This is a genomic window from Atlantibacter sp. MEI4A-1023, from assembly GCF_056155425.1.
Genome location: NZ_CM149568.1, coordinates 1,238,684 through 1,263,628, shown reverse-complemented (window position 1 = coordinate 1,263,628; position 24,945 = coordinate 1,238,684). Strand labels below are relative to the sequence as shown.

The following is a 24,945-nucleotide window of genomic DNA, read 5'->3' as shown; positions in this document are numbered from 1 at the left end:
GGTTTCCTCACTTCACCACGCGCAGGTGGCTGACGTTTTTACGGTAACTGGCCCAGTTGAAGTTCACCCAGATGCCGCCGTCCATCTGCAGGCGGTCCATCACCCGCTCGCCCAGTACGGAGCTCAACTGGGGGTGATTCAGGTTGGTCAGCACACCGACGGGTTTCAGGGATGCCAGGCGACGATCGATAATCTGGTTCAGGATGACGAACTCGCCACGCGTCTCGCGCTGCACACCAACCTCATCAAGAACCAGCAGGTCCACGCGGCAAAGGTCATCCAGTAACGCGGATTCTGATTCGCCCTCGTCGTAGCAGGCACGTACGCGCAGCATCAGGTCGGGGATAGTCACAATCAGAACCGTGGCGCCGCGCTCGAGCAGATGATTTCCAATGGCCGCCGCCAGATGGTTTTTCCCGGTACCGCAACTGCCACTGAACACGAAGCTGCCGAACCCGGTACCGAAGTTCTGGGCAAACCGCTTCGCCATCGTCAGCGCGAGCTGTTGCCCCTCGCCGTTAACCTGGTAATTTTTGAACGTGCAGCTGCGGTGCAAATCCTGAATTCCGGATCGTCCGAAAATGCGATCTGCACGCGCTTTCTGGTTCAGTTTCTCCACCTCGAGGCAGTGCTTACGGCCCTCTTCCTGCTGCCAGGCCATCAGCTCTTCAGCGCTGGAGAACTTGGGTTTGATGCCCGCCGGCATGAGTCGCTGCAGGCGTCCGATTAATTCGCTGCTGGTTTTCATGATCACCCCGTGAATCCGTCTGGAATCGTTTTACCCGGTTGCGGTACCGCGAGCGTCGCAGTCTTCTGCCGACCCGCGTTGCGTTGCGCCTGTTCCCGCTGGCTTCGCAGACTCTGTGCAAAAGTCTGCTCCCACTGCTGATGGTGCTTCACACGGCCTTCGACAGACCAGTAGTCCCGGAACTGCTGAAGCTCCTCAGGCGTGTAACCCGGCGCTTCACCCAGAAAGATCCCCCACAGCGCGGCGCGACGTTCAAACTCAGGGGCTGGTTTCCAGCTGACAGTGATCGCGAATTTGCCCAGCGGAGGTTCGAACGCTTCCTGCGGGTTTTCTTCGTCCTGAATTTCTTCAGGCGCGCGATCCTCTCTCTCTTGTTTTATTCCTTTCCTTTCCCTTCCCTTCCCTTCCTTTCCGTCAGTGAGTCCTACATGAGTATTCAGTGAGTCCTCAGTGAGTCCTTCATGAGCACACTGTGAATCAGCATGACTATCTGCGTTATTTTTCAGTGAATTATCACCAGATGCTGGTTTTTGCTCGTCGGGCTGGCGCGGTAACGGAATATTGGAATTACTTGGACGGTTAATTTTCTGGTGTTTCAGGAAACCAGGTATCTGCAAATAGTGACTACCATTCACTGAGTACTCAGTGAGTAGTCCGTGAGCGATCAGTTCCATAATTAACGGCTCGCAGTCGATAGTGTCCGCAGGAAAAACCTGCATCTTAATGCGCTTTGGTGAGCGCTCCAGACAGCCTTTGTCATCCGCAAAGTTGAACAGTCCGATAAAAAGCAGACGAGCCGAGATAGAACATTCGACAACTTTTTCGTCTGTCCAGAACTCCGGTTTGACTGTTCTGATGCGAGCCATTAACTACTCCCGTTATTTACTTGCTTAATTTGCCCAGGCATACTTACCTCGCAATTGCTGACGGTTATTGCATCCGAAGGCCGTTGCTGTTCCACCAGCACGGCTTTCACCCTTTCAGAACAGGCCACGCTGTTCGGTGCGCCTGACGCGCTTTTCTTCAAACCTGTCGGCTGAGGTTGTTTGTTTCTCTGCCCACAATTTCGCGTGTCGTAAAACATCATCGAAAATTTTCCCCTTACGGCTTGCCTGAGACATGCGCCGGTATAAGTCCACAGCCTGAAATGCCCCCCCCTGAGCGACCGGCACCGGAAAACCCAGGCGGATAAGCTCTTCTCGGACGTGCTTCTCGATAAATTGCTCATGGTTCATAAGCAGCCCCGGTTACATGACGCCCAGCATTGAGGTGACCATCGTCATAAGCGGCCCGACCTGCTCTGGCATCAGGCGAAACAACGACGCGATCCCCTCGCTCACCTCTTTCAGCTTCTGATGTTCAGGCGCTTTCATCAGCACGGCCTGTTTGGCTTCCGCGCACTCCTTCATCGCCGTCGCGACGCGCGACAGGATGTCTTCCTGAGGAATGAGGCGGGTACGGAACTCGAGCGGGAGAACGTTAAGAATTGCCGGAGTTAACTCGCGGATATTTGCATGTGCGTAATCGGTATCACCGTCCAGCCAGCGGAAAAGCTTTTGGCGCTGGCGGTTGATTTCGGTCGGGAACTCCAGCCCACCGCCGCTGAGTTGATATTCCTCAACAATCAGTCCGGCCACCACGTCCTGGTTATCGATCGCAGCCGCCCAGGCACGAACAGCCGCACGAAGCTGCTGGTGAGTAAACTCCAGCTTCGCCTGAGAACGATTTATCATCGTTACAGGAATTGTTCCGGTACTCTGTTGAAAGTGAAGTGATTGCATTTACTGCTCCTTAGGTGCTGCTTCGTTAACCGCCGGCTTACAAGACCGCGGAGTAAATTCCGGCCAAATGTGAACCCATTCACTTGGCAAGCAATCAGCCCGAGTAACCATGCCGTCCGTATAACGTTCAATCTCTATGGCGCGGCGAGGAGAAATTGGTGCCGAGCTGGAGGCCATCTGGGACAGAAAGGACATAGAGATCCCCAGCTTTTTGGCAAGCCATTTAGCGTTACCACGTTGCTGAGAAAGGTAATCTTTGAGTTGCATATACTCTCCTTCTAAGGTGTGAAAATGAGTTTACTAATTACTAAACCTTATAGTCAAGTATTTGCTTGTTTAGAATTTACTAATCAAAATGCGCTAATGACCAAAGCAGAAGTAAGAAGAATGCAGCTCAAGGCGTGGTTCGCCGATAAATCGCTGCCAGAAAAAGAGAAGAGCTATTTATCCCAGTTGATAAATGGCAAGAGCTCCTTTGGGGAAAGAGCAGCCAGAAGAATCGAAAACGACTACGGCATGCCATCTGGATATTTAGATGAGGATGGTGAGCAAGGCAATAAGCGCCCTAATGAAGTAGTACTGACTTCTGATGAACTTCAACTAATCAAATATTACCGCAGCTTTCCTGACTCCACGAAAAAAGAGATGCTAATAGAGTTTGAAAGTATGTACGAGAAGTTCAATAAACTTTTCAAAGAGCTGCTAGCCTCACGTAAGTAAGTAAAACATCTCAATATAACCGCCTTATGGGCGGTTTTTTTATACCTATCAGCCTCATTCAAAACTAAAAAACCTTAAATCTTAATTGTTTAGCGTCAACTAAACGAAAAATGTTTATCAAACGCTTTACACAAACGTTTAGTAATGAGTAAACTTCCAGCATCAACAACGCGCTGCGTTGCTCCGATAAACGTTCCGCCAGCCGGGCGATAACGGCAGAGGATGAGATGGTTAAAAACATGTACACCATGCTTCAGTCTGAAAACTCAATTTCAAGCGAAGAAAAGCGCTTTAGCAAATGGCTTGGCCTGGTTAGCAAAAAAGTGGGTTATGCAGTTTCTGAAAATGGTCTGGCTTACGATCTGTATGCCGATGGATGCACGGCACATGAAGCCGCAGAAGAAATTTTGGCGGTGAATCATGGTTAATCAGCACTACGGCACGATGCACATCATTCGCCAGTGTGTGGCACCGGGAATGCTGGCAAAGCACGACGGGCACACCTGGAGTGTGTCAGCGGTTCGCGGCAAATACGTTTACCTGCGCACCATGCGCGGCGCCACACGTATCAACGATTGTCTTGTGGAAGTTTTACTGAATGGCTGGGGTGATCCGATGATTCACGGACAGGAAGCTACCGGTGCGAAATGCGCCTACTGCAAAAGCCCTCTTCAGCCTGGCGACGAAGTAAAAAGCACCCTGCTTTTACTGCGCGGCAACATGCTTGCCCGCGAAGAACGGCAGTACTGCTCCAGGCAGTGCGCCGAGCACGACCAGATGGCTCACGAGCCATAAACGCAAAAACCCGCCGAAGCGGGCCTTACGTCCGGTAACACCGACCAAAGCATACCGGAATTTTTCACCTAAACCGAAGGCGGCTCTTACAAGCGCCGGGGATCTTACAACCCAAAGGAGCTCAGACGCAATGAACACCTATGCGTTTCTCATTAAGGCAAAAGCGAAATCAGGAGCAAAAAACCTGTTTTGCTGGCTCTCTGCAAAATCCGACTCACGCGCCCAGCGTGAAATCGAGAACATCCTGGAAGACGCCGAAATTGAAACTGGACGCGGCGCGGATTACCAGCTTCCGGTCCGTACAAACTGGCTTATTGTTGACGACCTGCCCGCCGAAGGCGTTCTGGACGATAGCTGGTGCGATCGTTACGAACTCGGCGAAGACGGGAAGTCATGGAGTCAAATCTCGAAAGCGGCGGATTCAGTAAATATTCAGCACGAGCACGCGCAGCTGGCGGACGCTGCCGGTCATGCCAGTGCGCCGGCTGCTGACGTCCCGGCACTGCTCCGCCCGGTAGCTCGCCTGCGCCTGCCGCAGCGCCTGATTGCTCACCTGCTTAACGACACTGAAGTGAAAGAAATCAGTGAAGCTATGCACGTGCAAATCGGCGCAGCTGAGGCGGATGAAAGTAATCTCTATATCCAGAACCTGCTGCAGGCCTGCCGGGATGTACCAGGCATTGATGAACTGTCTGCGCATGTTGAGTGGAAACTCATTCAGGCCGTTAAAGAATTATTCCCACTGGATCAAAACCACGAAATAAGCGCCATTAACGGCTTTATTTCAGCCTGGGTAGAAGCTGAACAGGGTGATCGCTCCCAGCTCGTTAAAGAGTGGGCTGACCTCGTGCAGGACTGGCCTGAAATTAATAACACCAGCGACACCGCCTCTGAAATCGTCCAGGAATTCCGTGACGCTGACGTGCCGGCACTTATCACCGTGGCCACTCTGCCATTCCGCCAGCGTCTGCTTGCCCAGCTCATTTCTGAAGAAGAGTACGCCTATCACATCAGCCCGGAGCAGAAAAAAGAAGTTATTAAGCTGGAAATGGATGTCGATAACTCATACGTCCAGAACCTGCTGCTGGCTGCTGAAAACACGCCTGCCCTGAAAGACGTCAAAGAATACGACCTGTGGAAACTGACCGACGCGGTCAGGGAAGTGTTTCCGCAGGATCGTAAAACACCCGAGCTTGGTGTGATGCTGCAGTTCCTGAAGGCCTGGAGCGAAACGTCGTATATCGACAAAGGTCTGCTTGTGAAAGAGTGGGCCAAAGGCAACCGCGTGGCCGCTATCCAGCGCACCGACACCGGCACAAACGCTGGCGGCGGCATCGTGACAGATCGCAGTTCTGATTATGAGCACACACTGGATACGCTGGACACTGAAATTGCAGCCGCGACGCTGCCGATGGATTTCGATATTTACAACATGCCTGGGGCAATCCATCGCCGCGCCAGAGAAATCATTGAGAAAAAAGAAAGCCCGTTCAGGGAATGGTCAGCCGCGCTGCGCAAAACAGCGGGCATCCTGGACTATTCACGCGCTGCCATTTTCGCCTTGATCCGTGGTGCCGCCGAGAACGTCCATCACTTCCCGGTCAGCCTGCAAACCTATATCAGCGCAAACCTGAAAGAACACCAGCATGACAAGCCAGATGCTGCAACTGTAGAGGCTGCGAAAGTCAGCCGTGAAACCCTGGATAAACAACTGGCCGCTGACCGAGGCGAATATGTTGAGGGTATCAGCGACCCGGCGGATCCGAAATGGGATAAAACGCCGCGTAAAACTTTCTGTACTCACGAAGAGAATCTGCAGCGCGTCCGGGAAGAAGGAGCGCGCCGCCGGGCTGAAGAAGCAGCCGCACAGCCGAAGGTAGAAAGCCTCGGCGCTGGAGTGTTCTCCATCGAAGGGCTGACCGGTAACACCCCGGTTACTCCGGACAATGGCCCGGTAACGGGCGACGCCACTTATCAGGAAATGGCCGAAGGCCTACGCGAAGAACTGGAGATTATCGAAGATGTGCAGATGGAAACGGCTGTCAGTAACGAAATCCCGGCTGGTACACCGGTTTCAGCAGGCGAAAGCGCTGATGCAGATCATCCGCAGGCAGATGCCGTAACGCCGTCAGAAATTTTCGCGGCCGCAGCGCCGAACCTGGCTAACCACATTGAGCCGGAAACGAACCGGGAATCTGTTAAACCGCACCAGTCTGAACCGGATCAGCAACAAAGCGAGCCATCTTCGCCAAAAACTGAACCAGAAGCTATTGAGTACCCGGCTTTCTTCGAACCAGGCCGTTATGAAGGGTTGCCGAACAACGTTTACCACGCCGCGAACGGTATCAGCTCCACCATGGTAAAAGATGCCCGCGTATCGCTGATGTATTTCAATGCCCGCCATGTTGAAAAGACCATTTCCCGCGAGCAGTCCAAAGTACTAGATATGGGTAACCTGGTGCATGCGCTGGCACTGCAACCGGAGAACCTGCACGCAGAATTCAGTATTGAACCTGAAATCCCGAAAGGTGCATTCACCACCACGGCAACGCTGCGCGCGTTTATCGACGCGCATAACGCCAGCCTGGCGCCGCAACTCAGCGCTGAAGATATCAAAGCGCTGCTTGAGGCGTACAACGCCACACTGCCCGCCCCGGTGCCGCTGGGCGGAGCCCTGGAAGAGACAGCGCAAAGCTATATGGCTCTGCCTGCTGATTATCAGCGTATTGAGCCTGACCAGAAGCAGACGGCGACCGCAATGAAAGCCTGTATCAAAGAATACAACGCCACCCTACCCGCCCCGGTGAAAACCAGCGGCAGCCGTGACGCTTTGCTTGAACAACTGGCAATCATTAATCCTGACCTGGTGGCGCAGGAAGCACAGAAGCCGCAGCCGCTTAAAGTATCCGGTACCAAAGCCGACCTGATTCAGGCCGTGAAGGCTGTTAACCCTGACGCCGTGTTCGCCGACGAACTGCTGGACGCATGGCGCGAAAACCCGCAGGAAAAAATTCTGGTAACGCGCCAGCAACTGGCGACTGCCCTTGCCATTCAGTCGGCGTTACTGGCCCACCCGACCGCCGGTAAGTTCCTGACTCATTCAGGCCGGGCTGTCGAGGTGAGCTATTTCGGGATCGACGAGGAAACCGGGCTGGAAATCCGCGTACGCCCGGACCTTGAAATCGATATGAACGGCATCCGCATCGGGGCTGACCTCAAAACGATAAGCATGTGGAACGTCAAGCAGTCAGGGCTGCGCGCCCGGCTCCATCGCGAAATCATTGACCGCGATTATCACCTGAGCGCGGCCATGTATACCGAAACAGCAGCACTGGACCAGTTCTTCTGGATTTTCGTCAACAAAGACGAAGGTTATCACTGGATAGCTATCGTCGAAGCCAGCCAGGAACTGCTGGAGCTGGGTGCGCTTGAGTACCGCACTACCATGCGGGCAATCGCAAACGCATTCGATACCGGTGAATGGCCAGCACCGATTGTTGACGATTATACCGACGAACTGAACGACTACGATATGCGCCGCCTCGATGCGCTGCGCACGGCTTAAGGGGAAACACAGATGCAAAACTCAAACGTAGCAGTCGCTGATCAAACAGCTGTCGTTAACTCCAACATTGCGCTTTTTGATTCGCAGTACCTTAACGCAATTAATGCCTTCGCCCAGATGATGGCTCAGGGCTCCGCAACGGTACCGCGTCACCTTCAGGGTAATCCGGCAGACTGCATGGCCGTCGCTATGCAGGCAGCGCAGTGGCAGATGAACCCCTTTGCGGTCGCTCAGAAAACCCACCTGATTAACGGCGTGCTGGGCTATGAAGCTCAGCTGGTTAATGCCGTCATCTCGCGCAGCGGCGTGCTGGCCACCCGCTTTGAATATGAATGGTATGGCCCCTGGGAAAATGTGATAGGTAAATTCAACATCAAAAAAGGCGAGAAAGGTGAATACCGGGTACCGGGCTGGACGATGGCTGACGAAACCGGGATCGGCATTATCATCCGCGCACGGCTGAAAGGTGAAGACGAACCGCGAGAACTTGACCTCCTACTGGCTCAGGCGCGTGTTCGCAACTCCACGCTTTGGGCAGACGATCCCCGCCAGCAACTTGCTTATCTGGCTGTTAAACGTTGGTCCCGGCTGTACTGCCCTGACGTCATTCTGGGTGTTTACACGCCGGACGAACTGGAAGAACGCCAGGAGAAGGTTATTAACCCGGAGCCCGTGCCGCACGTTACCGTCCAGGAAATTACGGGTGAAAGTGTAGCCACCAGCAATGTTCAGGAGTCCACATCGAACATCGATACCCTGGCCGGTGAATTCCGTGACCGCATTGAAGCCGCTGAAGATGTTGACGCAGCGAAAGCGGTTCGCGCAGATATTGAATCCGCGAAGGCCACCCTGGGCACAGCTCTGTTTACTGAACTGAAAAACAAAGCCGTGAAGCGCTACTACCTGGTGGATGCACGCAACAAAGTCGAAGCGGCGATCAACTCCCTGCCACAGCCGGATGAACCGGATGCAGATCAGCGATTCCTGGCCGTTGAGAAAACCCTGACGGCGGCAAAACGCCACCTGGGCGATGAGCTGTACGAGAAGTTCAGCATCACGCTGCTGGATATGAAACCTGAGTATGTCGGCTAAGGGAGGCGGGAGGGTTCGCCCTCCCGGTTAACGATGAGACTAATTAACAGAGGCAGCAAACAATCTCCAATCGCCCGGCAGGCGTGCGCCGCTGCGCTCCAGGAACATTACGAGCGTTTTGGAGATTACGGCATAACAGGCAAAAGCGTGGATTACATGATCCGGGTTGACGGAACCAAACTTCGTGTCGAGATCAGGAACTGCCAGCACAGTTACATCGCGACACCGATGGATAAACCGCGCCGGTTACGTGCTCTGGCAAGCACTGTGATGGGTTCAAGGGGAAAACCATGATCTGTTGTTTTAAAGAGGTACCGAAAGCGCAGTGGCCGCAAAAACTCCACGATCCCAGCAGGACCAACGTCTGGATAAACCCGCGCTTTCTGGTGCAAGAATTTCAGGAAGAAGGGGGCGTGATCCGTCTGTCCATTAATACAAGAGAGTTGGGTTTAGCTGGACGCTGGAGAGACGGCATAAGCTGGGAAGCACTTCAGGAAATCAAAAACGCCGTTGGATATGGGGATCGTGACGCTGTCGAGATTTACCCGGCCGAGCGCGACGTGGTCAACGTGGCGAATATACGCCACCTGTGGATTTTGCCTGAACCGTTGCCATTTGCATGGCGTCGAGACAGCTGATAACGAATTATCAACGGCCCCGGCTGGGGCCAGTGGAGAGAAGTATGGCATCAGACAAACCGATTACAGCGCAGCAGGCGGCGGAGTTGCTGATTGTCTCCCCCCGGGTTATCTACCGGCTGATTGACTCCGGCGAGCTGGCTGGCCGCAAAGTTGGCAACAAATACCGCACAACCGAGGCGGCCTGTATTGCGTATTTATCTGCCCCGCATGAGACTAAGAAGGCGAACGCGGGTGATCATAAAGGAGAGGATTTATGTCAATCACCCTCAGAGGCGGAGTTTGGCACTGTCATTTCTTTACGCCGACAGGAAAGAGAGTTAGGCGCTCTCTTGGTACGGGGGACAAAAAACAAGCTCAGGAGCTCCACGACAAGTTAAAGGCGGAAGCCTGGCGCGTTGACCAGATCGGCGATCTGCCGGCGCGCACTTTCGAGGAATGCTGCATCCGCTGGATACAGGAAAAGGAGCACAAAAAATCGCTCGACGACGACAAAACGAAAATCGAGTTTTTCCTGAATCATTTCGCCGGCCGGGATATTTCTACCCTCACGGCTGACGAGATTTATAACGCAGTCGGGAAGATGACTAACAGGAAGCATTATCAGAACTGGGAGAGCAGAAGGGATCGCGCGCAACGGCTCGGGAAGGAGCCGCCTGTGTATACGCCCAAAGCAGTCAGCCTTGCCACCAAAAGCCAGCACCTGTCGTTTATCCGCTCCCTGTTGCGCGCGGCGGCCAATGACTGGCACTGGATAAAGTCGGCACCGACCATTAAAACGCGCAAGCCGGTAAGTAAGCGCATTCGCTGGCTGACCAGGGAGGAGGCAGCGCGGCTGATCGACTGCATGCCGGTGAGCATCAAACCAGTAGTGATATTCGCGCTGGCGACCGGCCTGCGCCGCTCTAACATTATCGATCTGGAATGGCAGCAGGTGGATATGCAAAGGAAGGTTGCATGGGTAAACCCGGAGAACGCTAAAGCGGGCAAGGCTATCGGCGTGGCTCTGAATGATACCGCATGCAGGGTTCTGAGAGAGCAGATTGGGAAACACTCCCGCTATGTGTTCGCGCACATGAAAGCGGCATATCGCCCGGACGGCACCCTGACGCCAGCGATCCGCAAAATGCGAGTCGATGATAATAATGCCTGGTATGCAGGACTCAAGAAAGCGGGCATTGAGGATTTCCGTTTTCATGACCTCCGGCACACCTGGGCGAGCTGGCTGGTTCAGTCAGGCGTTCCGTTATCGGCGCTGCAGGAAATGGGAGGATGGGAAAGCATTCAGATGGTGCAGCGTTATGCACATCTGGCACCCAACCACCTGACTGAGCACGCGCGCAAAATTGACGCCATTTTTGAGCTTAACGACACAAATACGACACAAGGAGAGAATCAGGCTGGACTTAGAATAGCGTAAACTATTGATAATATATGGCGCGCCCTGCAGGACTCGAACCTGCGACCCACGGCTTAGAAGGCCGTTGCTCTATCCAGCTGAGCTAAGGGCGCCTTGAAGGCATTCACACAGGCATCCTGTGATAAAAAACAAGGCGCTGCGAAACGCGTGGAATTATACGGTGAGTGCCTTGTGAGTCAATGGCTTTTCCGCTGTCTGCCTGCCTTTTAAGCATAAACCGCTATTGGTGACTGACAGCACGCCGCGCTTCTGACAAAATATCAACATCCCCTCTCCTTTTAGACTACAGATGGAATCCTCTCTCTGATGGCAGCAAAGATTATTGACGGTAAAACGATTGCGCAGCAGGTACGGCTTGAAGTCGCGCAAAAAGTGAAAGCGCGCCTGGAAACCGGAAAACGTGCGCCCGGGCTTGCGGTGGTATTGGTCGGCCAGAACCCCGCCTCGCAAATTTATGTCGGCAGCAAACGTAAAGCGTGTGAAGAAGTGGGCTTTGTTTCCCGCTCTTTCGATCTGCCAGAAACCACTTCTGAAGCCGAGCTGCTGGAACTTATCGACAAATTAAACGCCGATAAATCCATTGACGGTATTCTGGTGCAATTGCCGCTGCCTGCCGGTATCGACAATGTCAAAGTGCTGGAGCGTATCGCGCCAGATAAAGATGTTGATGGGTTCCATCCTTACAACGTAGGCCGTCTGTGCCAGCGTGCGCCGCGTCTGCGCCCCTGTACACCACGCGGCATTGTGACGCTGCTTGAGCGTTATAATATCGACCTGTACGGGCTAAATGCAGTCGTGATCGGCGCATCCAATATTGTTGGCCGCCCTATGAGCATGGAATTGCTGTTATCCGGCTGCACTACTACCGTGACTCACCGCTTTACTAAAAACCTGCGCCAGCATGTTGAAAACGCCGATTTGCTGATCGTTGCCGTGGGTAAACCCGGCTTTATTCCAGGCGAGTGGATTAAAGAAGGCGCGATTGTGATTGATGTGGGCATTAACCGCCTCGAAAGCGGCAAAGTCGTCGGCGATGTGATTTTTGAAGAAGCTGCGGCGCGCGCTTCGTACATCACTCCGGTGCCGGGCGGCGTGGGGCCGATGACCGTAGCCACGCTGATTCAGAATACGCTACAGGCCTGTGAAGAGTACCACGACGTGGAGGAAGCATAAGATGGCAACATTTTCTCTCGGTAAACATTCCCACGTCGAGCTGTGCGACCTGTTGAAGTTAGAAGGCTGGAGCGAAAGCGGCGCCCAGGCCAAAATCGCCATCAGCGAAGGCCTGGTAAAGGTAGATGGTACGGTGGAAACCCGTAAGCGCTGCAAGATTGTCGCCGGCCAGACGGTGAGTTTTGATGGTCAAAGCGTTACCGTAACCGCGTAATATAAAAAGGGCCGAAACATCGGCCCTTTTATCGTCATTCTCAACCCGCAGGCTTTTTAACGCCAGGCGACACATCGACAACTTTGATGTCATAAATCATGGTTGAGTTCGGTGGGATCTCCGGCATGCTGCCCTTTTCACCATAAGCCAGTTCAGGCGGCACCACAATACGCAGTTCACCGTGATTGCTGACCTGAGCAATCGCTGATTTAAACAGCGGCGGGAACTGGTTTAACGGTAAGGCCAGCACAGTGCCTTTTTGGCTCATATCGTTAATAATTTTGCCATTGGTCAGGCTCTCACGCATTGTGACCGCAACCGTATCGCTGTTTTTAATTTTCCCTGCACCCTTATCTACGACCATATAGTAATAGCCTAACGATGCGCGTTTAACACCCGCTTTCTTACGGAACTGCGCAAGGTATTTACTGCCTTCTGAAGTCGCGGTAGTTGAAATAGTGTTTTCCTTATTGGCTGAGTTTTGATCCAGCTCTTTCAGGACATCAACCAACTTGTCCTTCGAGACTTTCAGTTGATTATTGATTTCATCTGTTACCCCGTTCAGCACCTGTTGCTGCGCAATACGGTAACCGTAACCTTCTTTACTTTTGATCATACTGAGAATTTCATGAGCCCAGTAAGCCCCGAGCGCATAATCGCGTATTTCATCTTTAGTCGTGGGTTTTGCTTCCATTGGGACAGCGGGCTTCGCTTTTTGTAATTCAGCAAGCTGCTTCGATTGCGTCTCGAGTTGTTTTCCCGCTTCCAGCCACTTCGCTTTCAGCCCTTCGCTGTCTTTCTGACTTGCCGCCAGGCTTTGCTGTAATGTATTCAGCGTTTTATCTTTACTCGCCTGGGCAGCCGTTAAATCCGCGAGTTGTTTCTCAAGCGTAGCAACCTTATTGCGGCTCTCAATGAGGGAGTTTTGCGCTTCATCCGCCGTTGTCTTGTTGGATTTAGTAGCCGCTGTCAAAGCGGCGATTTGTTGTTGGAAGGTTGCCACCTGAGCCTTACTTTCCGCGAGGCTTTTCTGAAGTTGAACAGTCTGCTGTGTTTTTTCGTCCTGGGTACCGGTCAGGGTTTTGACCTGGGCGGTTAATCCCTGTACGGCTTTTTCACGATCCGCCAGTTGCTGTTGCAGATCGTTCAGCGCTTTGGCTTTTGCCGTCTGATCGCCAGTTAACGCAGCAATCTGCTTCTGACTTTCCGCGAGCGCTTTCTGGAGTTGAACGGCCTGCTGTGTTTTTTCGTCCTGGGTACCGGTCAGGGTTTTGACCTGTGCAGTTAATCCTTGTAAGGCTTTTTCGCGATTCGCCAGTTGCTGTTGCAAATCGGCCAGTACTTTAGCATTCGTTGTTTGCTCGCTAGTTAACGCGGCGAGCTGCTTTTGATAATCCGCTGTCTGTTTTTGACTTGTCTCAAGAGATTTTTGCAACTGGAGGTTAGGGGAAGATTTTTCTTCTTCAGCATCAGCATTTACTCGGGTCCGCGCGTTTAGCGCCTGTAGCGCTTTCTCACGTTCATTCAATTGCTGCTGCAAATCCGCCGCCTGTTTCTGTATCACATCGAGCCTTTCTTCCAGCTCGGCTTTTTCTTTAGCCCAGGGAAATCTTAATTGCGTTGCCTGATTTGGACTGGAAACTATGCTTTCTGCGGGGGGGGATACGACAGAACGGCTATGCTTTTTGGGCCTCTCTGGATGGATGACCGTTGGCTCCGGCATAAGTATTGGTTTCACCAATAACAATTCAGGAATACCGCTCGACTGAGCGGTGATTGAATCCAGAGATTCCAGTGTCTTACTATTATTGGTTGACTGGGCATCCTGCGCTGCAATGGCGCTTGTGGTTATTGGCAATATAAAAAAAAAAGGCTTTTCAACGTAGATCGGGTCATTTCACATTCTCTCCCCGCGCTATTAATGAATCATTAATAGCCTGCTCAATATCATTACAGATTTTTTGCGTTTTATATTTATAAAGCGTGTCCATAATGTCTTTGGTGTCAGGGTTTACATCATTACGAACGGTGGAATATACCGATGCGCTTTTAAGTAAGTTATCAAAAACAACCTTTTGAGCTGCGTATTTTGCTGGGTTGATTTTCGATAATGCTGCCAGTTCTCGTTGACAAACCGTCGCCGCGCCGTCAGAGGAGGAGCTTTCCTGATACGGATCGTTATTGACGGTAGAGGGTGTTTGAGATTCTAACTTCGCAGAAGGTAACGGCGTAGAAACGTTTTTTCCCGACTGGGTAGACTGCACATTTACGGTCGTTGTATCAGGCAGTGAGGATTCATTAAGATGGCACCCACCGGTTATTAGCAACCCTGAAAAAAATAGACTCAGGAGCAGCCTCATCATCCATGCATTAAATTTATTTAAATAACCCACAATATAACCTCAATGAATATTTCCCGGGTTGATCACCCTTAATCCTGGACACAATATAAAATAGGGAGTGAATTATCCTAAATAAGGAAATAAAAACAAACACGAAAGAATCCTAAAAAGGATAAATAAACGCCATCTCCCTATAAACCTCAAATGATATTTAATTGTTATTTTTATTACGTGTAATCATTAAATCCCCGTGTAGCATTTAATTCATCATACCCGTTTCGTTTTTCGCGGTAAGGCCTGTGCATCCCTCGATTCTCTCTTCGGTTCCGCTGCCCTGTTTTCTGACACGGTTCAAAAAATAAGAATTTACTTTGACCAGGCGTTAAATTTCTGTTGCGAGCCTGACGCGACCTGAACAATCATAAGTAGAACGTTCTACTATAACGTTCTACTTACATAAAACAGGGCATAAGCCTGGTCTACTTCGGGGGAAATCAGCATGAGTCTGATGTCAGGGTTGGTTAAATCGCTTTCAAAGCTGTCCATGATAGGCCGCGCGTTAATGTTGCCTATTTCACTGTTGCCTGCGGCAGGTTTGTTACTGGCGTTTGGTGACAAATTCCACTTGCCGTTAATGATGAACGCGGGCGGCGTTATCTTTGACAATCTGCCCATGCTGTTTGCCATCGGTTCTGCTGTTGGGCTGGCGTCAGAATCCGGGATCGCGGCGCTGTCGGCGGCGGTGTCGGTATTTATTACCAACATTACTATCGGCACGGTACTGGGTATTACGCCGGAAATGGCGGCCAGCGGCGGGAAATACGCAATGGTGGTGGGTATTCCCACCCTCCAGATGGGCGTATTCGGCGGCCTGATATGCGGTATCCTTGCCGCATGGTGCTATAACCGCTTTCATACCATGCAACTGCCGGAGTTTTTAGGCTTCTTCTCCGGTAAACGATTTGTCGCCATCGCCACCGCGTTGTTGTCGTTTTTGCTCGGTCTTGCTCTGCCCTACGTCTGGCAGCATATTCAGGCGGGTATTGATGCACTGTCGCTGGTCGTGAACGGTGATAACCAGGCGGCATCGACCTTTATTTTTGGTCTGGTCGAACGTGCGCTTATCCCGCTGGGCCTGCATCACATCTGGTATCCGTCGTTCTGGTATTCGTTTGGCGATTACACCACCGCCACCGGCCAAGTGATCCATGGCGACCAGACAATCTGGTTCAAGATGCTGGAAGAAGGCGTAAAAAGCTTCAGCAGCGATACTTACCACAACGCAGGCAAGTTCATGCAGGGTGAATTCCCGCTGATGCTGTTCGCGCTGCCAGCCGCTTGTCTTGCCATGTATCACGAAGCCAATACCAAAAACAAAAAAATCGCCTCCGGTATTTTGTTCTCTGCGGCGCTAACCTGCTTCTTAACCGGGATCACCGAGCCGGTTGAGTTCACCTTTATTTTCGTCGCACCGATACTGTATGTGTTTAACGCCGTGATGGCGGGTCTTTCCTATATGTGCATGTACTTACTCCACGCGCATATCGCCAAATCTTTCTCGGCTGGGCTTATCGATTACATTTCATTCGGGATTTTGCCGTCATTTAACGGTTATCAAACCAACTTCCTGAATGCCGTGATCGTCGGCGTACCGATGGGGCTGATTTATTACTTCACCTTCCGATACGTGATTCGTCGCTTTGATGTCAAAACACCGGGCCGCGCGGAAATCGCAGTGAATGCCGATGATAAAACTGATACCGAACTGGCGACGGATATCATTAATTTGCTGGGCGGCGCTGAGAATATCGACAGCGTAGGCTCGTGCATTACACGTTTACGTCTGGAAGTCGATAAAGCTTCGCTGGTGGATCGCGATGGCTTAAACAGCGTGGGCGCGCGCGGTGTGGTTTTTGTTGGTGATAGCGGGGTACAGGTGATTTTCGGTGCCCGGGCGCAGTTTATTGCCCAAACCATTTCCACCATGATTGGTAAGTGATCGCGATTTTCTGCTGCGCCTCCTGTATGTTACAGGAGGCGTTGTTATCCCGCAGAAAGAAAAGGACTTGTCAGGAGAGCGATGAAAAAGGTCAGCATTATTGATGTGGCAAAGCGGGCGGAAGTCTCCGTCTCTACCGTCTCATTGGTGTTACGCCAGAAAGGGAAAATATCTCAGGCCACCATCGAAAAGGTGCAGGCCGCTATCGATGAACTGGGCTATGTCCATAACATGGCTGCCGCGAATCTCCGCGCAAACACCTCTAATCTCATCGGTCTTATTCTTCACGATTTTAACGATCCTTTCGCCATTCGCGTCACGTCCAGCATTGTGCATGAACTGGAACTCCAGGGTTTTATGGTGGTGTTGGCCCAGCCGCAGGGCAACATTGAAAAGCTGGAGCAGTGCCTGCTGGCGTTTACCCGCCAGGGTGTAGCGGGCGTGATTTATTTAGACGCGGAATCAAAAACCGACAGCGTACCCACCGCGATTAGCGAAAGCCCGTTGCCGATGGTGGTGGTTTCCCAGTCGCCGCTTAACTGCACGCGAGACGTGGTGATGCGCGATAATCGCCAGGCCGGAAGTCTCGCAACGCGCTATCTGATTGAGCGTGGACATCGAAGCATTGCTTATATCGGTGGCGATGCGCGCTGTTTAATCCGCCATGAACGGCTTTCTGGCTACCGGGCCGCGCTGACTCAATATGGGTTATTCCCGCGTGTGGATTTTACGCCTGCCTGCCGTGAAGATACCCAGGCCGCCAGCGCCGTGGTGCGCGAGCTTCTGGAGAGCAATAATAAAATCACCGCCCTGCTGTGCCATTCGCCCAATGCCATAATTGGCTGTATTGACGCCATTAATCAGGTGGGGCGCACCGTGGGTAAAGATGTGTTCCTTACCCAACAGGTGTCGCTGATCGGTTTTGAAGACTTGATGATTAATCTGACTACGCCGTCGTTCACCTATGTTTCTTCCGCCAGTGAAGAAACCGGGCGGCAGGCGGCGCAGTTGATGGTACGTAAGCTAAAAACCGCCGACTTGCCGGTTCAACGAATTACGCTTTCCGGGCAACTGGTTATTCGCGGTTCTGCCTGATGCGTTACGCCTGCGGCGGCTGGCCGTTCGATGCCGTGATCCCGCCGTCCACCGGCAGATTAACGCCGGTAATGTACCGCGCGTCGTCGCTGGCGATAAACGCGATGGCATCGGCGATATCCTCTGGCTCCCCGGCGCGTTTAAGCGGAATACGTTCGTAGAATTTTTGCAGCAGCGGCTCATTTTCCTTCATCTCTTCCGTGAGTTCAGTAAAGGTAAAACCGGGGCAAATGGCGTTGATGCGCACGCCGTCGGCGCCGTAGTCCATCGCCAGCGCGCGGGTAAAGTTAGTGATTGCGCCTTTCGCCGCGTTGTACACGCTCATGCCCCAGTCGCCCCCCAGCCCCGATACGGAAGAGATATTCACCACGTTGCCTTTGGTTTTTAACAATTCCGGCATGAAATAGTGGGTGCAGTAAAATACGCCGTTCAAGTCTGTTCCCATTAGCGTTTCCCAGTCATTCAGCGTGATTTCATGAATGCGGCCCTGCACGATAACGCCCGCGTTATTGACCAGCACGTCCACGCGGCCATATTCATCCACTACGCGTTGCGCGAGGTTATGCACCTCATCCGCTTTCGATACGTCGCAAGGCACGACCAGATGTTTACCCTGGGGCAGCTTAGCCGCCACTTTTTCCAGTTTTTCCGGCGTGCGGCCTACCAGTACAACACTGGCCCCTTCGCTGGCGAAGCGCTTCGCCGTACCCTCACCAATGCCGGAACCTGCACCCGTGATCACCACCACTTTCTGCTGAAAACGTGTCATGTAACCTCCTGTTTATGTTGCGATGTTGAGTTAAACGACTGATTTAAGACTGGCAGTCTGTGGGTACATCGCAAGCCTGTAAGCAGAATTGGCAACTAACCATATGATTTTAATGAAGATAAAAAAGTTTAAAATTGTGATCAAACGTACTGTCTGGAAGGTGTGATTAATCGTTCGCCGCGCGTGCGTTTCAGAAAATCCCCTGCTCGCGCCCGTTTGCCGTTGGGCTATAGTTTGCCGCAATCCCTCACACCGGAAGTTTGTATGCCCACCATTGTGACTCATGCTGCCGTACCGCTGTGCCTCGGGCTCGGTCTGGGCAGCAAAACCATTCCGCGCCGTCTGTTATTCACCGGCGTCGCGCTCGCTATGCTGCCCGATGCAGATGTTCTCTCTTTTTATCTGGGAGTCAATTATGGAAATATGTTTGGTCACCGCGGCTTTACCCACTCGCTGCTGTTCGCATTCGTGGTGCCGCTGCTGTGCGTACTGATTGCCCGGCGATGGTTTCAGGCCGGGCTGGGGCGCTGTTGGCTGTTTTTAACGGTATCGCTACTGTCACACAGCCTGCTGGATTCCGTGACCACCGGCGGGAAAGGCGTGGGCTGGCTGTGGCCGTGGTCAGATGAACGCTTTTTCGCGCCCTGGCAGGTCATTAAAGTCGCGCCGCTGGCGCTGGAAAAATACCTGACGCCGCGCGGGCACCAGGTGATCGTCTCTGAACTGCTGTGGGTGTGGCTGCCGGGTATACTGCTGGCGTTAATCCTCTGGCGATTACGCCGCCGCTAAATCGCGGGCATAAAAAAAGCGGCTTACGCCGCTTTTTTTACAGGTTACTTTCTACGCCAGGTGGTGCCCTGCGGACCATCTTCCAGCACGATGCCCATCTCGTTCAACCGGTCGCGGGCTGCGTCCGCCGCCGCCCAGTCTTTGGCTTTACGCGCATCAAGACGCTGTTGGATCAGCGTTTCAATTTCTGCCACTTCGCCGTCATCCGCCTGCGCGCCGCTTTGCAGGAACTGCTCGGGATCCTGCTCCAGCAGGCCCAGTACGCCAGAAAGCTTACGCAAATGCGCCGCCATCTGATTGGCCGCTGTCGCATCAACGGATTTCAGGCGGTTAACTTCACGCGCCATATCAAACAACACCGAATAGGCTTCCGGCGTGTTGAAGTCGTCATCCATCGCTTCTACGAAACGCGCTTCAAACGCTTCGCCACCTGCCGCCTGGGCGTTGACGTCGGTGCCGCGCAGCGCGGTATACAGGCGCTCCAGGGCAGAACGCGCCTGCTTGAGGTTCTCTTCGCTGTAGTTCAACTGGCTGCGGTAATGTCCGGACATCAGGAAGTAGCGGATGGTTTCCGGATCGTAGAATTTCAGCACATCGCGCACGGTAAAGAAGTTGCCCAGCGATTTGGACATCTTTTCGCGGTCGACCATCACCATGCCGGAGTGCATCCAGTAATTCACGTATTCGCCATCGTGGGCGCAGGTGGATTGTGCGATTTCGTTTTCATGATGCGGGAACATCAAATCGGAACCACCGCCATGAATATCAAAATGGCTGCCCAGCTGTTTGCAGTTCATGGCGGAACATTCGATATGCCAGCCCGGACGCCCTTCGCCCCACGGGGACGGCCAGCTCGGTTCGCCCGGCTTGGACATTTTCCACAGTACAAAATCCATCGGGTTGCGTTTCACGTCCGCCACTTCAACGCGCGCGCCCGCCTGGAGCTGATCCAGATCCTGGCGCGACAGCAGGCCGTAATCCGCATCGGTGTCTACCGCGAACATCACATCGCCGTTGGTCGCCACATAAGCGTGATCCCGGGTAATCAGTCGTTCAACAATTTCGATGATTTCGTGAATATGTTGGGTCGCGCGCGGCTCGTTATCCGGGCGCAAAATATTCAGCGCGTCGAAATCCTTATGCATTTCAACAATCATGCGGTCCACCAGCGCGGTAAAGCTTTCGCCGTTCTCGTTGGCGCGCTTGATGATTTTGTCATCAATATCGGTGATGTTCCGCACGTATTTCAGCTTATAACCTAAGAAACGTAGGTAGCGTGCCACGACGTCAAATGCCACAAAAGTACGCCCATGGCCAATATGACAGAGGTCGTAAACCGTGATACCACACACGTACATCCCGACTTCCCCGGCATGTATTGGTTTAAATTCCTCTTTTTGGCGGCTAAGGGTATTGAAGATTTTTAACATCAGGCGATTCCGTGTCAGTGTGTGGATAAAGTAAAACGCTTTATATTACCTTGTATTCAAACTTCAGGCAGCACACTTTGCAAGGTGATCGTTCACGGTGAGTTATGCTATAACAACCTCCTCGGTGTGGCCTGAACAGCAGGTTACAGCACCCATTAAACAGAACAGGATGCAAGCATGGTTACTTTTCATACCAATCACGGCGATATCGTCATCAAAACTTTTGATGATAAAGCCCCGGCAACGGTTAAAAACTTCCTGGACTATTGCCGCGAAGGTTTCTACGACAACACCATTTTTCACCGTGTAATCAACGGTTTTATGGTACAGGGCGGCGGTTTTGAACCGGGCATGCACCAGAAAACAACGAAAGATCCTATTCAGAACGAAGCCAACAACGGCCTGAAAAACACCCGTGGCACCCTCGCTATGGCGCGTACTCAGGCTCCGCACTCCGCGACCGCACAGTTCTTTATTAACGTCGTGGATAACGACTTCCTGAACTTCAGCGGCGAAAGCCTGCAAGGTTGGGGTTACTGCGTGTTTGCTGAAGTGTCTGAAGGCATGGATGTGGTCGACAAAATCAAAGCGGTAGCCACTGGCCGCAGCGGCATGCATCAGGACGTTCCAAAAGAAGACGTTATCATCGAGCGCGTGACCGTCAGCGAGTAATCTGTGGCGACGCTGTTTATCGCAGATCTCCATTTAAGTACCGAAGAACCGGCGATTACCGCCGGTTTTCTGCGTTTGTTGGCGGGCGAAGCGCGCGCAGCGGACGCACTGTATATTCTTGGCGATCTGTTTGAAGCCTGGATCGGCGATGACGATCCTAACCCCTTACATACTCAAATCGCTGACGCTATCCATGCATTGGTGAACAGCGGTGTGCCGTGCTACTTCATCCACGGTAATCGTGATTTTCTGATCGGCCAGCGTTTTGCGCGCCAGAGCGGCATGATCCTGCTGCCTGAAGAGCAAGTGCTCACACTCTACGGCAAACGTATTCTGATTATGCACGGCGACACGCTGTGTACTGACGATATCGGTTATCTGCGGTTTCGCGCCAAAGTGCATCAGCCCTGGCTGCAAAAGCTGTTTCTTGCCCTGCCGCTGTTTATTCGCCAGCGTATTGCTGCCAAAATGCGCGCCGGCAGCAAAGCGTCCAATCAAACCAAATCCGAAACGATAATGGACGTCAATCCGCAGGCCGTTATCGATGTCATGGCCCGCCATCAGGTTCAACACCTGATCCACGGACATACGCATCGCCCGGCGATCCACGATCTCGTTATCGGGCATCACCCAGCCCGCCGTTATGTGCTCGGCGCATGGCATCGTGAAGGTTCGATGATAAAAGTCAGCGATACCGATATCGGGTTGCTGTTTTTCCCGTATTGACGGGCATATAACGTTGCAGCCTTTATGCAGAATAAACAGCGATAAAAAGTAATACGTAAGAAGATGGTTTTTTTGTGGGTTGTCTACCATGCTATTAATACCCGTTTATAGAGGCGGGTTTACTGTTGATAGCCTATCAATTCTGCAAGGAATTCATTTATGAAAAAGATGACAGCTATTCTGCTGGGCTCCGCCGTTCTGTTTGCTTCCAACGCTTTTGCTGCTGAGTTAATGGAAAAAAATGATTTCCAGAAAGTGGAATCTCAGTATGAAAAAATTGGCAGCATCTCTACCTCCGGGGAACTCTCCGCTTCTGATGCCAAGAAAGAACTTCTTGATAAAGCAGAAGAAAAAGGTGCAGATGTGGTAGTAATCACCTCCGCCAATACCGATAACAAGATTCATGGCACGGCGAACATTTATAAGAAAAAATAATCATTTTTTTCCGCCACTCCGGTTAGCCGGAGTGGCGTTACACATGAAGTAAAATGCGGTAAACCGTTATTTTCTGTGTTACAGGCGCGATACTCTTTACCCCCTCCGCTATTTATTCGCAGGCGATTTAATTAATATCCAGAAAGCATCCTGCCGCTGCTCTTTATTGCTGGTTACCCTTCCGGCTTGAAAAAACGGGCGAATAACTTCGCCCGTTCCTACGCTCATTACGGCGTAACAATATTGAACCAGAACTCAAAATTATCCATATAACCCAATAGTTCATTCAGCTTGTCGGCATTACCGGTAATTTTCACGTCGCCTTTATCAGTGGCTTCTTTCAACGTTTCCTCCTTCAGCACGATACGGTATAACGCATCGCGGGAAAGCGTAATCGTGGCATCGGCATTGGCGTCTTCGCTATTAACGGTATGGTTGAGTACGCCATTTTCCAGTTCAACCTTATATTTGCCCCCATCGCCACCGAAATCGACGTTAAGAACAGCTTTGGCGTCCGCCGCTTTTTCACCGTTGATATGCACCGCCAGATAATCAAAGAACATTTCTGGCGTCATGGCGCGAACCGTATCCGGGCTGGCAGTATTTGGCGTTGGCAGTTTTTGCACGCCGTTACGCAGTTCCTGCGCGCCTGTCAGGTAGAAGTTACGCCACGGTCCTGATTCTGCCTGATAGCCCAGTTGCTCCAGCGCGTCGGCTTCGAGGTTACGGGCGTCCTGATTATTAGGATCGGCAAAGACCACTTTGCTGACAACCTGCGCCACCCAACGGTAGTTCCCCTGGTCGAAATCCTGCTTCGCTTTTTGCAAAATCGCGTCCGCGCCGCCCATATATTCCACGTATTTTTTCGCCCCCTCTTCCGGCGGCAGTTCATCCAGGGTGGCCGGGTTGCCGTCAAACCAGCCGAGATAGAGCACGTAAGTCGCTTTGACGTCATGGCTTACCGAACCGTAATAACCCCGGTTAGCCCAGGTATTCGCCAGTGAAGAAGGGAGTGTAAAGTTGGCGGCGATCTCATCGCGTGTCAGGCCCTGGTTGGCCATACGCAGCGTCTGGTCGTTGATGTAACGATACAAATCGCGCTGGCTTTTCAGCAACTTAACCACATTCTCGTTGCCCCACGTCGGCCAGTGGTGCTGGGCAAGAATGATTTCCGCTTTATCGCCCCAGAGATTCAGCGCCTCGTTGATGTATTTAGACCAGGGAAGTGGCTGACGAATTTTTGCACCGCGCAAGGAGTAAGTGTTATGTAATGTATGCGTGACATCTTCTGCCGTTTCGATCAGTTTTTTCTCTTCGATATACCAGAGCATTTCTGATGGGGCTTCCGAGCCAGGTGCCATCAGGAAATCGTAAGTTAACCCGTCAATCACCTCTTTTTGCCCGGTTTCAGTGATGTAATGGGTTGGTGCAATCAGTGTCACCGTACCCGCTGAGGTCGTGGTTCCCAGCCCGGCACCAATCTGGCCTTTCACGTCTGGCTTCAGCAGGTTGCCGTACATATAGCTGGCGCGTCGGCTCATCACATTACCGGCCATGATGTTTTCCGAGACCGCCTCTTCCATGAAACCTGCCGGGGCGTAGATTTTCACTTTTCCGGCTTTGACGTCCGCTTCGTCAATCACACCACGCACGCCGCCGTAGTGGTCAACATGGCTGTGGGTGTAGATCACTGCCACTACCGGTTTGTTGCCACGGTTTTTATAATAAAGATCCATCCCGACTTTGGCGGTCTCTGCGGATACCAGCGGATCGACCACGGTGATCCCCTCTTTCCCTTCGATAATCGTCATATTCGACAGATCGAGATTACGGATCTGATAAACCCCTTCGGTGACCTCGAAAAGCCCGCTGATATTGATTAACTGCGCCTGGCGCCACAGGCTGGGGTTAACCGAGTCCGGCGCTTTATCACCTTCTTTGATAAAGGAATACTGCTGTGGGTTCCAGATAACGTTACCCTGCTCCCCTTTAATCACGTCCTGGGGAATGGGGGCGATAAATCCTTTGTGAGCATCGGTGAAATCTTGTGTATCAGAAAATGGGAGTTGATTGAAAAGCGCGTTATTTGCCTGTTGCGTCGAGGCGGTCGCTTCTTTTGGCGCCTCCTGGGCGAGCCCGGGAAGCGTATAAGAAGCAAGAAAACCAGCCAGAGCAAGACTTACGGCTATCCGATTGAATTTCATTCTTAAAACCTCTCAGTGGAAACAAACGTTGCTGGAATTAACAGCGCGGCCCTGGCTGATCGTTTAAAGGAATGTCATTTGGATTTCAGATATGAAAGAGAAATACGCTTCGTTGGCGTTAATCTAGCGTAGTAAAAAAATACGATATATTGAAATCAGGCCAGCGCGTGACGCTTATCTTTTTTAACCAAAAGCAGCGGGCTATCCTGGAATACCTACACGAAAAACCCCGACTCCAGGCCGACGCAACCGTTTTCCTTGCGGTTTTTCCATGTTATTCTTTGAGCCCTTCTGAACGACAGCACCTTGTTTTCGCACACTCACAGGAGTTTTAAGAC

At 52.1% G+C, this 24,945-nt stretch carries 27 protein-coding genes, 1 tRNA gene and 1 pseudogene; 18 read left to right on the top strand and 11 right to left on the bottom strand.

Annotated features, from left to right (window positions below):
• Positions 1 to 7 precede the first annotated feature (7 nt).
• The 5 genes from ACVV26_RS06105 to ACVV26_RS06085 all read right to left on the bottom strand — a co-directional run bounded on the left by ACVV26_RS06105 (position 8) and on the right by ACVV26_RS06085 (position 2,796).
• Entirely contained in the window at positions 8 to 748 is a 741-nt protein-coding gene (locus tag ACVV26_RS06105; RefSeq protein ID WP_474800450.1) for an ATP-binding protein, read from the bottom strand.
• 2 nt (positions 749 to 750) lie between these two features.
• A complete protein-coding gene (locus ACVV26_RS06100) occupies positions 751 to 1,614 on the bottom strand; it encodes a DnaT-like ssDNA-binding domain-containing protein (protein ID WP_474800448.1) in 864 nt (287 codons plus the stop codon).
• A 114-nt stretch (positions 1,615 to 1,728) separates the two neighbouring features.
• A complete protein-coding gene (locus ACVV26_RS06095; protein WP_474800446.1) occupies positions 1,729 to 1,983 on the bottom strand; it encodes a hypothetical protein in 255 nt (84 codons plus the stop codon).
• Between the two features lie 12 nt (positions 1,984 to 1,995).
• Positions 1,996 to 2,529, bottom strand: a complete 534-nt coding sequence (locus tag ACVV26_RS06090; protein ID WP_474800444.1) for a toxin YdaT domain-containing protein — start codon at positions 2,527 to 2,529, stop codon at positions 1,996 to 1,998.
• The gene (locus tag ACVV26_RS06085) at positions 2,530 to 2,796 is read right to left on the bottom strand and encodes a transcriptional regulator (protein WP_474800442.1); all 267 of its coding nucleotides are present in this window, start codon (positions 2,794 to 2,796) and stop codon (positions 2,530 to 2,532) included.
• 24 nt (positions 2,797 to 2,820) lie between these two features.
• Between ACVV26_RS06085 and ACVV26_RS06080 the strand changes: the two genes are divergently transcribed.
• From ACVV26_RS06080 to ACVV26_RS06040, 10 genes and pseudogenes are all read left to right on the top strand, one after another.
• On the top strand, positions 2,821 to 3,249 hold the full coding sequence (locus ACVV26_RS06080) for a hypothetical protein (protein WP_474800440.1): 429 nt from the start codon (positions 2,821 to 2,823) through the stop codon (positions 3,247 to 3,249).
• Between the two features lie 239 nt (positions 3,250 to 3,488).
• Positions 3,489 to 3,677, top strand: a complete 189-nt coding sequence (locus ACVV26_RS06075; RefSeq protein WP_474800438.1) for a hypothetical protein — start codon at positions 3,489 to 3,491, stop codon at positions 3,675 to 3,677.
• Positions 3,670 to 3,783 (top strand): annotated as a pseudogene (locus ACVV26_RS22845) (cell division protein FtsZ); the annotation flags it as partial. The gene ACVV26_RS06075 and the pseudogene ACVV26_RS22845, both read left to right, overlap by 8 nt.
• Before the next feature lie 81 nt (positions 3,784 to 3,864).
• Complete coding sequence (locus ACVV26_RS06070) at positions 3,865 to 4,044, top strand: YdaE family protein (protein ID WP_474801751.1); 180 nt, start codon at positions 3,865 to 3,867, stop codon at positions 4,042 to 4,044.
• Between the two features lie 130 nt (positions 4,045 to 4,174).
• Positions 4,175 to 7,609: a RecE family exodeoxyribonuclease gene (locus tag ACVV26_RS06065; protein ID WP_474800436.1), complete on the top strand. Its 3,435-nt coding sequence runs from the start codon at positions 4,175 to 4,177 to the stop codon at positions 7,607 to 7,609.
• Between the two features lie 12 nt (positions 7,610 to 7,621).
• A complete protein-coding gene (locus ACVV26_RS06060) occupies positions 7,622 to 8,701 on the top strand; it encodes a RecT family recombinase (protein WP_474800434.1) in 1,080 nt (359 codons plus the stop codon).
• A gap of 33 nt (positions 8,702 to 8,734) precedes the next feature.
• A complete protein-coding gene (locus tag ACVV26_RS06055; RefSeq protein ID WP_474800432.1) occupies positions 8,735 to 8,995 on the top strand; it encodes a DUF4060 family protein in 261 nt (86 codons plus the stop codon).
• Entirely contained in the window at positions 8,992 to 9,339 is a 348-nt protein-coding gene (locus ACVV26_RS06050; RefSeq protein ID WP_474800430.1) for a DUF7694 domain-containing protein, read from the top strand. Before ACVV26_RS06055 ends, ACVV26_RS06050 begins: the two co-directional genes overlap by 4 nt.
• Positions 9,321 to 9,719: a helix-turn-helix domain-containing protein gene (locus ACVV26_RS06045; protein ID WP_474800428.1), complete on the top strand. Its 399-nt coding sequence runs from the start codon at positions 9,321 to 9,323 to the stop codon at positions 9,717 to 9,719. The genes ACVV26_RS06050 and ACVV26_RS06045 overlap by 19 nt, the downstream gene beginning before the upstream one ends.
• Positions 9,602 to 10,759, top strand: coding sequence for an integrase (locus tag ACVV26_RS06040; RefSeq protein ID WP_474801749.1), 1,158 nt, complete (start codon positions 9,602 to 9,604; stop codon positions 10,757 to 10,759). Before ACVV26_RS06045 ends, ACVV26_RS06040 begins: the two co-directional genes overlap by 118 nt.
• A gap of 15 nt (positions 10,760 to 10,774) precedes the next feature.
• Here the strand turns inward: ACVV26_RS06040 and ACVV26_RS06035 are convergent.
• A tRNA-Arg gene (locus tag ACVV26_RS06035) sits at positions 10,775 to 10,851 on the bottom strand.
• Positions 10,852 to 11,065: 214 nt separating this feature from the next.
• On the opposite strand from ACVV26_RS06035, the gene folD reads away from it, so the two are divergent.
• Both folD and ybcJ read left to right on the top strand, forming a co-directional pair.
• Positions 11,066 to 11,932, top strand: coding sequence for a bifunctional methylenetetrahydrofolate dehydrogenase/methenyltetrahydrofolate cyclohydrolase FolD (gene folD / locus ACVV26_RS06030; RefSeq protein ID WP_474800426.1), 867 nt, complete (start codon positions 11,066 to 11,068; stop codon positions 11,930 to 11,932).
• A gap of 1 nt (position 11,933) precedes the next feature.
• The gene (gene ybcJ, locus ACVV26_RS06025) at positions 11,934 to 12,146 is read left to right on the top strand and encodes a ribosome-associated protein YbcJ (RefSeq protein ID WP_474800424.1); all 213 of its coding nucleotides are present in this window, start codon (positions 11,934 to 11,936) and stop codon (positions 12,144 to 12,146) included.
• Positions 12,147 to 12,186: 40 nt separating this feature from the next.
• On the opposite strand, the gene ACVV26_RS06020 is transcribed toward ybcJ, so the two are convergent.
• Positions 12,187 to 13,884 carry an FKBP-type peptidyl-prolyl cis-trans isomerase gene (locus tag ACVV26_RS06020; RefSeq protein WP_474800422.1) on the bottom strand — a complete coding sequence of 566 codons (1,698 nt, stop codon included), beginning with the start codon at positions 13,882 to 13,884 and terminating at the stop codon, positions 12,187 to 12,189.
• A 154-nt stretch (positions 13,885 to 14,038) separates the two neighbouring features.
• A complete protein-coding gene (locus ACVV26_RS06015) occupies positions 14,039 to 14,539 on the bottom strand; it encodes a YuaE family lipoprotein (RefSeq protein WP_474800420.1) in 501 nt (166 codons plus the stop codon).
• 448 nt (positions 14,540 to 14,987) lie between these two features.
• Here ACVV26_RS06015 and ACVV26_RS06010 point away from each other — a divergent pair, with 448 nt between their 5' ends.
• The gene (locus tag ACVV26_RS06010; RefSeq protein ID WP_312980179.1) at positions 14,988 to 16,487 is read left to right on the top strand and encodes a PTS transporter subunit EIIC; all 1,500 of its coding nucleotides are present in this window, start codon (positions 14,988 to 14,990) and stop codon (positions 16,485 to 16,487) included.
• A gap of 81 nt (positions 16,488 to 16,568) precedes the next feature.
• A complete protein-coding gene (locus ACVV26_RS06005; RefSeq protein ID WP_474800418.1) occupies positions 16,569 to 17,582 on the top strand; it encodes a substrate-binding domain-containing protein in 1,014 nt (337 codons plus the stop codon).
• A gap of 4 nt (positions 17,583 to 17,586) precedes the next feature.
• Here ACVV26_RS06005 and budC read toward each other — a convergent pair whose 3' ends face one another.
• A complete protein-coding gene (gene budC / locus ACVV26_RS06000) occupies positions 17,587 to 18,351 on the bottom strand; it encodes a meso-2,3-butanediol dehydrogenase (RefSeq protein ID WP_474800416.1) in 765 nt (254 codons plus the stop codon).
• A gap of 264 nt (positions 18,352 to 18,615) precedes the next feature.
• Here budC and ACVV26_RS05995 point away from each other — a divergent pair, with 264 nt between their 5' ends.
• Positions 18,616 to 19,140 carry a metal-dependent hydrolase gene (locus ACVV26_RS05995; RefSeq protein ID WP_474800414.1) on the top strand — a complete coding sequence of 175 codons (525 nt, stop codon included), beginning with the start codon at positions 18,616 to 18,618 and terminating at the stop codon, positions 19,138 to 19,140.
• A 44-nt stretch (positions 19,141 to 19,184) separates the two neighbouring features.
• Here the strand turns inward: ACVV26_RS05995 and cysS are convergent, their stop codons facing one another.
• Positions 19,185 to 20,570: a cysteine--tRNA ligase gene (cysS, locus tag ACVV26_RS05990; protein WP_474800412.1), complete on the bottom strand. Its 1,386-nt coding sequence runs from the start codon at positions 20,568 to 20,570 to the stop codon at positions 19,185 to 19,187.
• 177 nt (positions 20,571 to 20,747) lie between these two features.
• On the opposite strand from cysS, the gene ppiB reads away from it, so the two are divergent.
• From ppiB to yahO, 3 genes are all read left to right on the top strand, one after another.
• Positions 20,748 to 21,242, top strand: coding sequence for a peptidylprolyl isomerase B (gene ppiB / locus ACVV26_RS05985; protein WP_474800410.1), 495 nt, complete (start codon positions 20,748 to 20,750; stop codon positions 21,240 to 21,242).
• Positions 21,243 to 21,245: 3 nt separating this feature from the next.
• Positions 21,246 to 21,968, top strand: coding sequence for a UDP-2,3-diacylglucosamine diphosphatase (gene lpxH / locus ACVV26_RS05980; protein WP_474800408.1), 723 nt, complete (start codon positions 21,246 to 21,248; stop codon positions 21,966 to 21,968).
• Positions 21,969 to 22,127: 159 nt separating this feature from the next.
• The gene (gene yahO, locus ACVV26_RS05975) at positions 22,128 to 22,403 is read left to right on the top strand and encodes a DUF1471 family periplasmic protein YahO (protein WP_312980195.1); all 276 of its coding nucleotides are present in this window, start codon (positions 22,128 to 22,130) and stop codon (positions 22,401 to 22,403) included.
• A 227-nt stretch (positions 22,404 to 22,630) separates the two neighbouring features.
• Here yahO and ACVV26_RS05970 read toward each other — a convergent pair whose 3' ends face one another.
• Positions 22,631 to 24,607 (bottom strand): alkyl/aryl-sulfatase, encoded by a 1,977-nt coding sequence (locus ACVV26_RS05970; RefSeq protein ID WP_474800406.1) that lies wholly within the window; start codon positions 24,605 to 24,607, stop codon positions 22,631 to 22,633.
• Positions 24,608 to 24,945 lie beyond the last annotated feature (338 nt).

What these genes read in the sequence shown, in the direction of transcription:
- ACVV26_RS06055 (WP_474800432.1), top strand. Translation starts at nt 8,735, where the DNA reads ATGAGACTAATTAACAGAGGCAGCAAACAATCTCCAATCGCCCGGCAG.
- folD (WP_474800426.1), top strand. Translation starts at nt 11,066, where the DNA reads ATGGCAGCAAAGATTATTGACGGTAAAACGATTGCGCAGCAGGTACGG.
- cysS (WP_474800412.1), bottom strand. Translation starts at nt 20,570, where the DNA reads ATGTTAAAAATCTTCAATACCCTTAGCCGCCAAAAAGAGGAATTTAAA.
- ACVV26_RS06045 (WP_474800428.1), top strand. Translation starts at nt 9,321, where the DNA reads ATGGCGTCGAGACAGCTGATAACGAATTATCAACGGCCCCGGCTGGGG.
- ACVV26_RS06080 (WP_474800440.1), top strand. Translation starts at nt 2,821, where the DNA reads ATGAGTTTACTAATTACTAAACCTTATAGTCAAGTATTTGCTTGTTTA.
- ACVV26_RS06100 (WP_474800448.1), bottom strand. Translation starts at nt 1,614, where the DNA reads ATGGCTCGCATCAGAACAGTCAAACCGGAGTTCTGGACAGACGAAAAA.
- ACVV26_RS06060 (WP_474800434.1), top strand. Translation starts at nt 7,622, where the DNA reads ATGCAAAACTCAAACGTAGCAGTCGCTGATCAAACAGCTGTCGTTAAC.
- ACVV26_RS06005 (WP_474800418.1), top strand. Translation starts at nt 16,569, where the DNA reads ATGAAAAAGGTCAGCATTATTGATGTGGCAAAGCGGGCGGAAGTCTCC.
- ACVV26_RS06085 (WP_474800442.1), bottom strand. Translation starts at nt 2,796, where the DNA reads ATGCAACTCAAAGATTACCTTTCTCAGCAACGTGGTAACGCTAAATGG.
- ACVV26_RS06075 (WP_474800438.1), top strand. Translation starts at nt 3,489, where the DNA reads ATGTACACCATGCTTCAGTCTGAAAACTCAATTTCAAGCGAAGAAAAG.
- ACVV26_RS06010 (WP_312980179.1), top strand. Translation starts at nt 14,988, where the DNA reads ATGAGTCTGATGTCAGGGTTGGTTAAATCGCTTTCAAAGCTGTCCATG.
- ACVV26_RS06065 (WP_474800436.1), top strand. Translation starts at nt 4,175, where the DNA reads ATGAACACCTATGCGTTTCTCATTAAGGCAAAAGCGAAATCAGGAGCA.
- ACVV26_RS06095 (WP_474800446.1), bottom strand. Translation starts at nt 1,983, where the DNA reads ATGAACCATGAGCAATTTATCGAGAAGCACGTCCGAGAAGAGCTTATC.
- ACVV26_RS06050 (WP_474800430.1), top strand. Translation starts at nt 8,992, where the DNA reads ATGATCTGTTGTTTTAAAGAGGTACCGAAAGCGCAGTGGCCGCAAAAA.
- budC (WP_474800416.1), bottom strand. Translation starts at nt 18,351, where the DNA reads ATGACACGTTTTCAGCAGAAAGTGGTGGTGATCACGGGTGCAGGTTCC.
- ACVV26_RS06070 (WP_474801751.1), top strand. Translation starts at nt 3,865, where the DNA reads ATGATTCACGGACAGGAAGCTACCGGTGCGAAATGCGCCTACTGCAAA.
- ppiB (WP_474800410.1), top strand. Translation starts at nt 20,748, where the DNA reads ATGGTTACTTTTCATACCAATCACGGCGATATCGTCATCAAAACTTTT.
- ybcJ (WP_474800424.1), top strand. Translation starts at nt 11,934, where the DNA reads ATGGCAACATTTTCTCTCGGTAAACATTCCCACGTCGAGCTGTGCGAC.
- ACVV26_RS05995 (WP_474800414.1), top strand. Translation starts at nt 18,616, where the DNA reads ATGCCCACCATTGTGACTCATGCTGCCGTACCGCTGTGCCTCGGGCTC.
- ACVV26_RS06105 (WP_474800450.1), bottom strand. Translation starts at nt 748, where the DNA reads ATGAAAACCAGCAGCGAATTAATCGGACGCCTGCAGCGACTCATGCCG.
- yahO (WP_312980195.1), top strand. Translation starts at nt 22,128, where the DNA reads ATGAAAAAGATGACAGCTATTCTGCTGGGCTCCGCCGTTCTGTTTGCT.
- ACVV26_RS06090 (WP_474800444.1), bottom strand. Translation starts at nt 2,529, where the DNA reads ATGCAATCACTTCACTTTCAACAGAGTACCGGAACAATTCCTGTAACG.
- ACVV26_RS05970 (WP_474800406.1), bottom strand. Translation starts at nt 24,607, where the DNA reads ATGAAATTCAATCGGATAGCCGTAAGTCTTGCTCTGGCTGGTTTTCTT.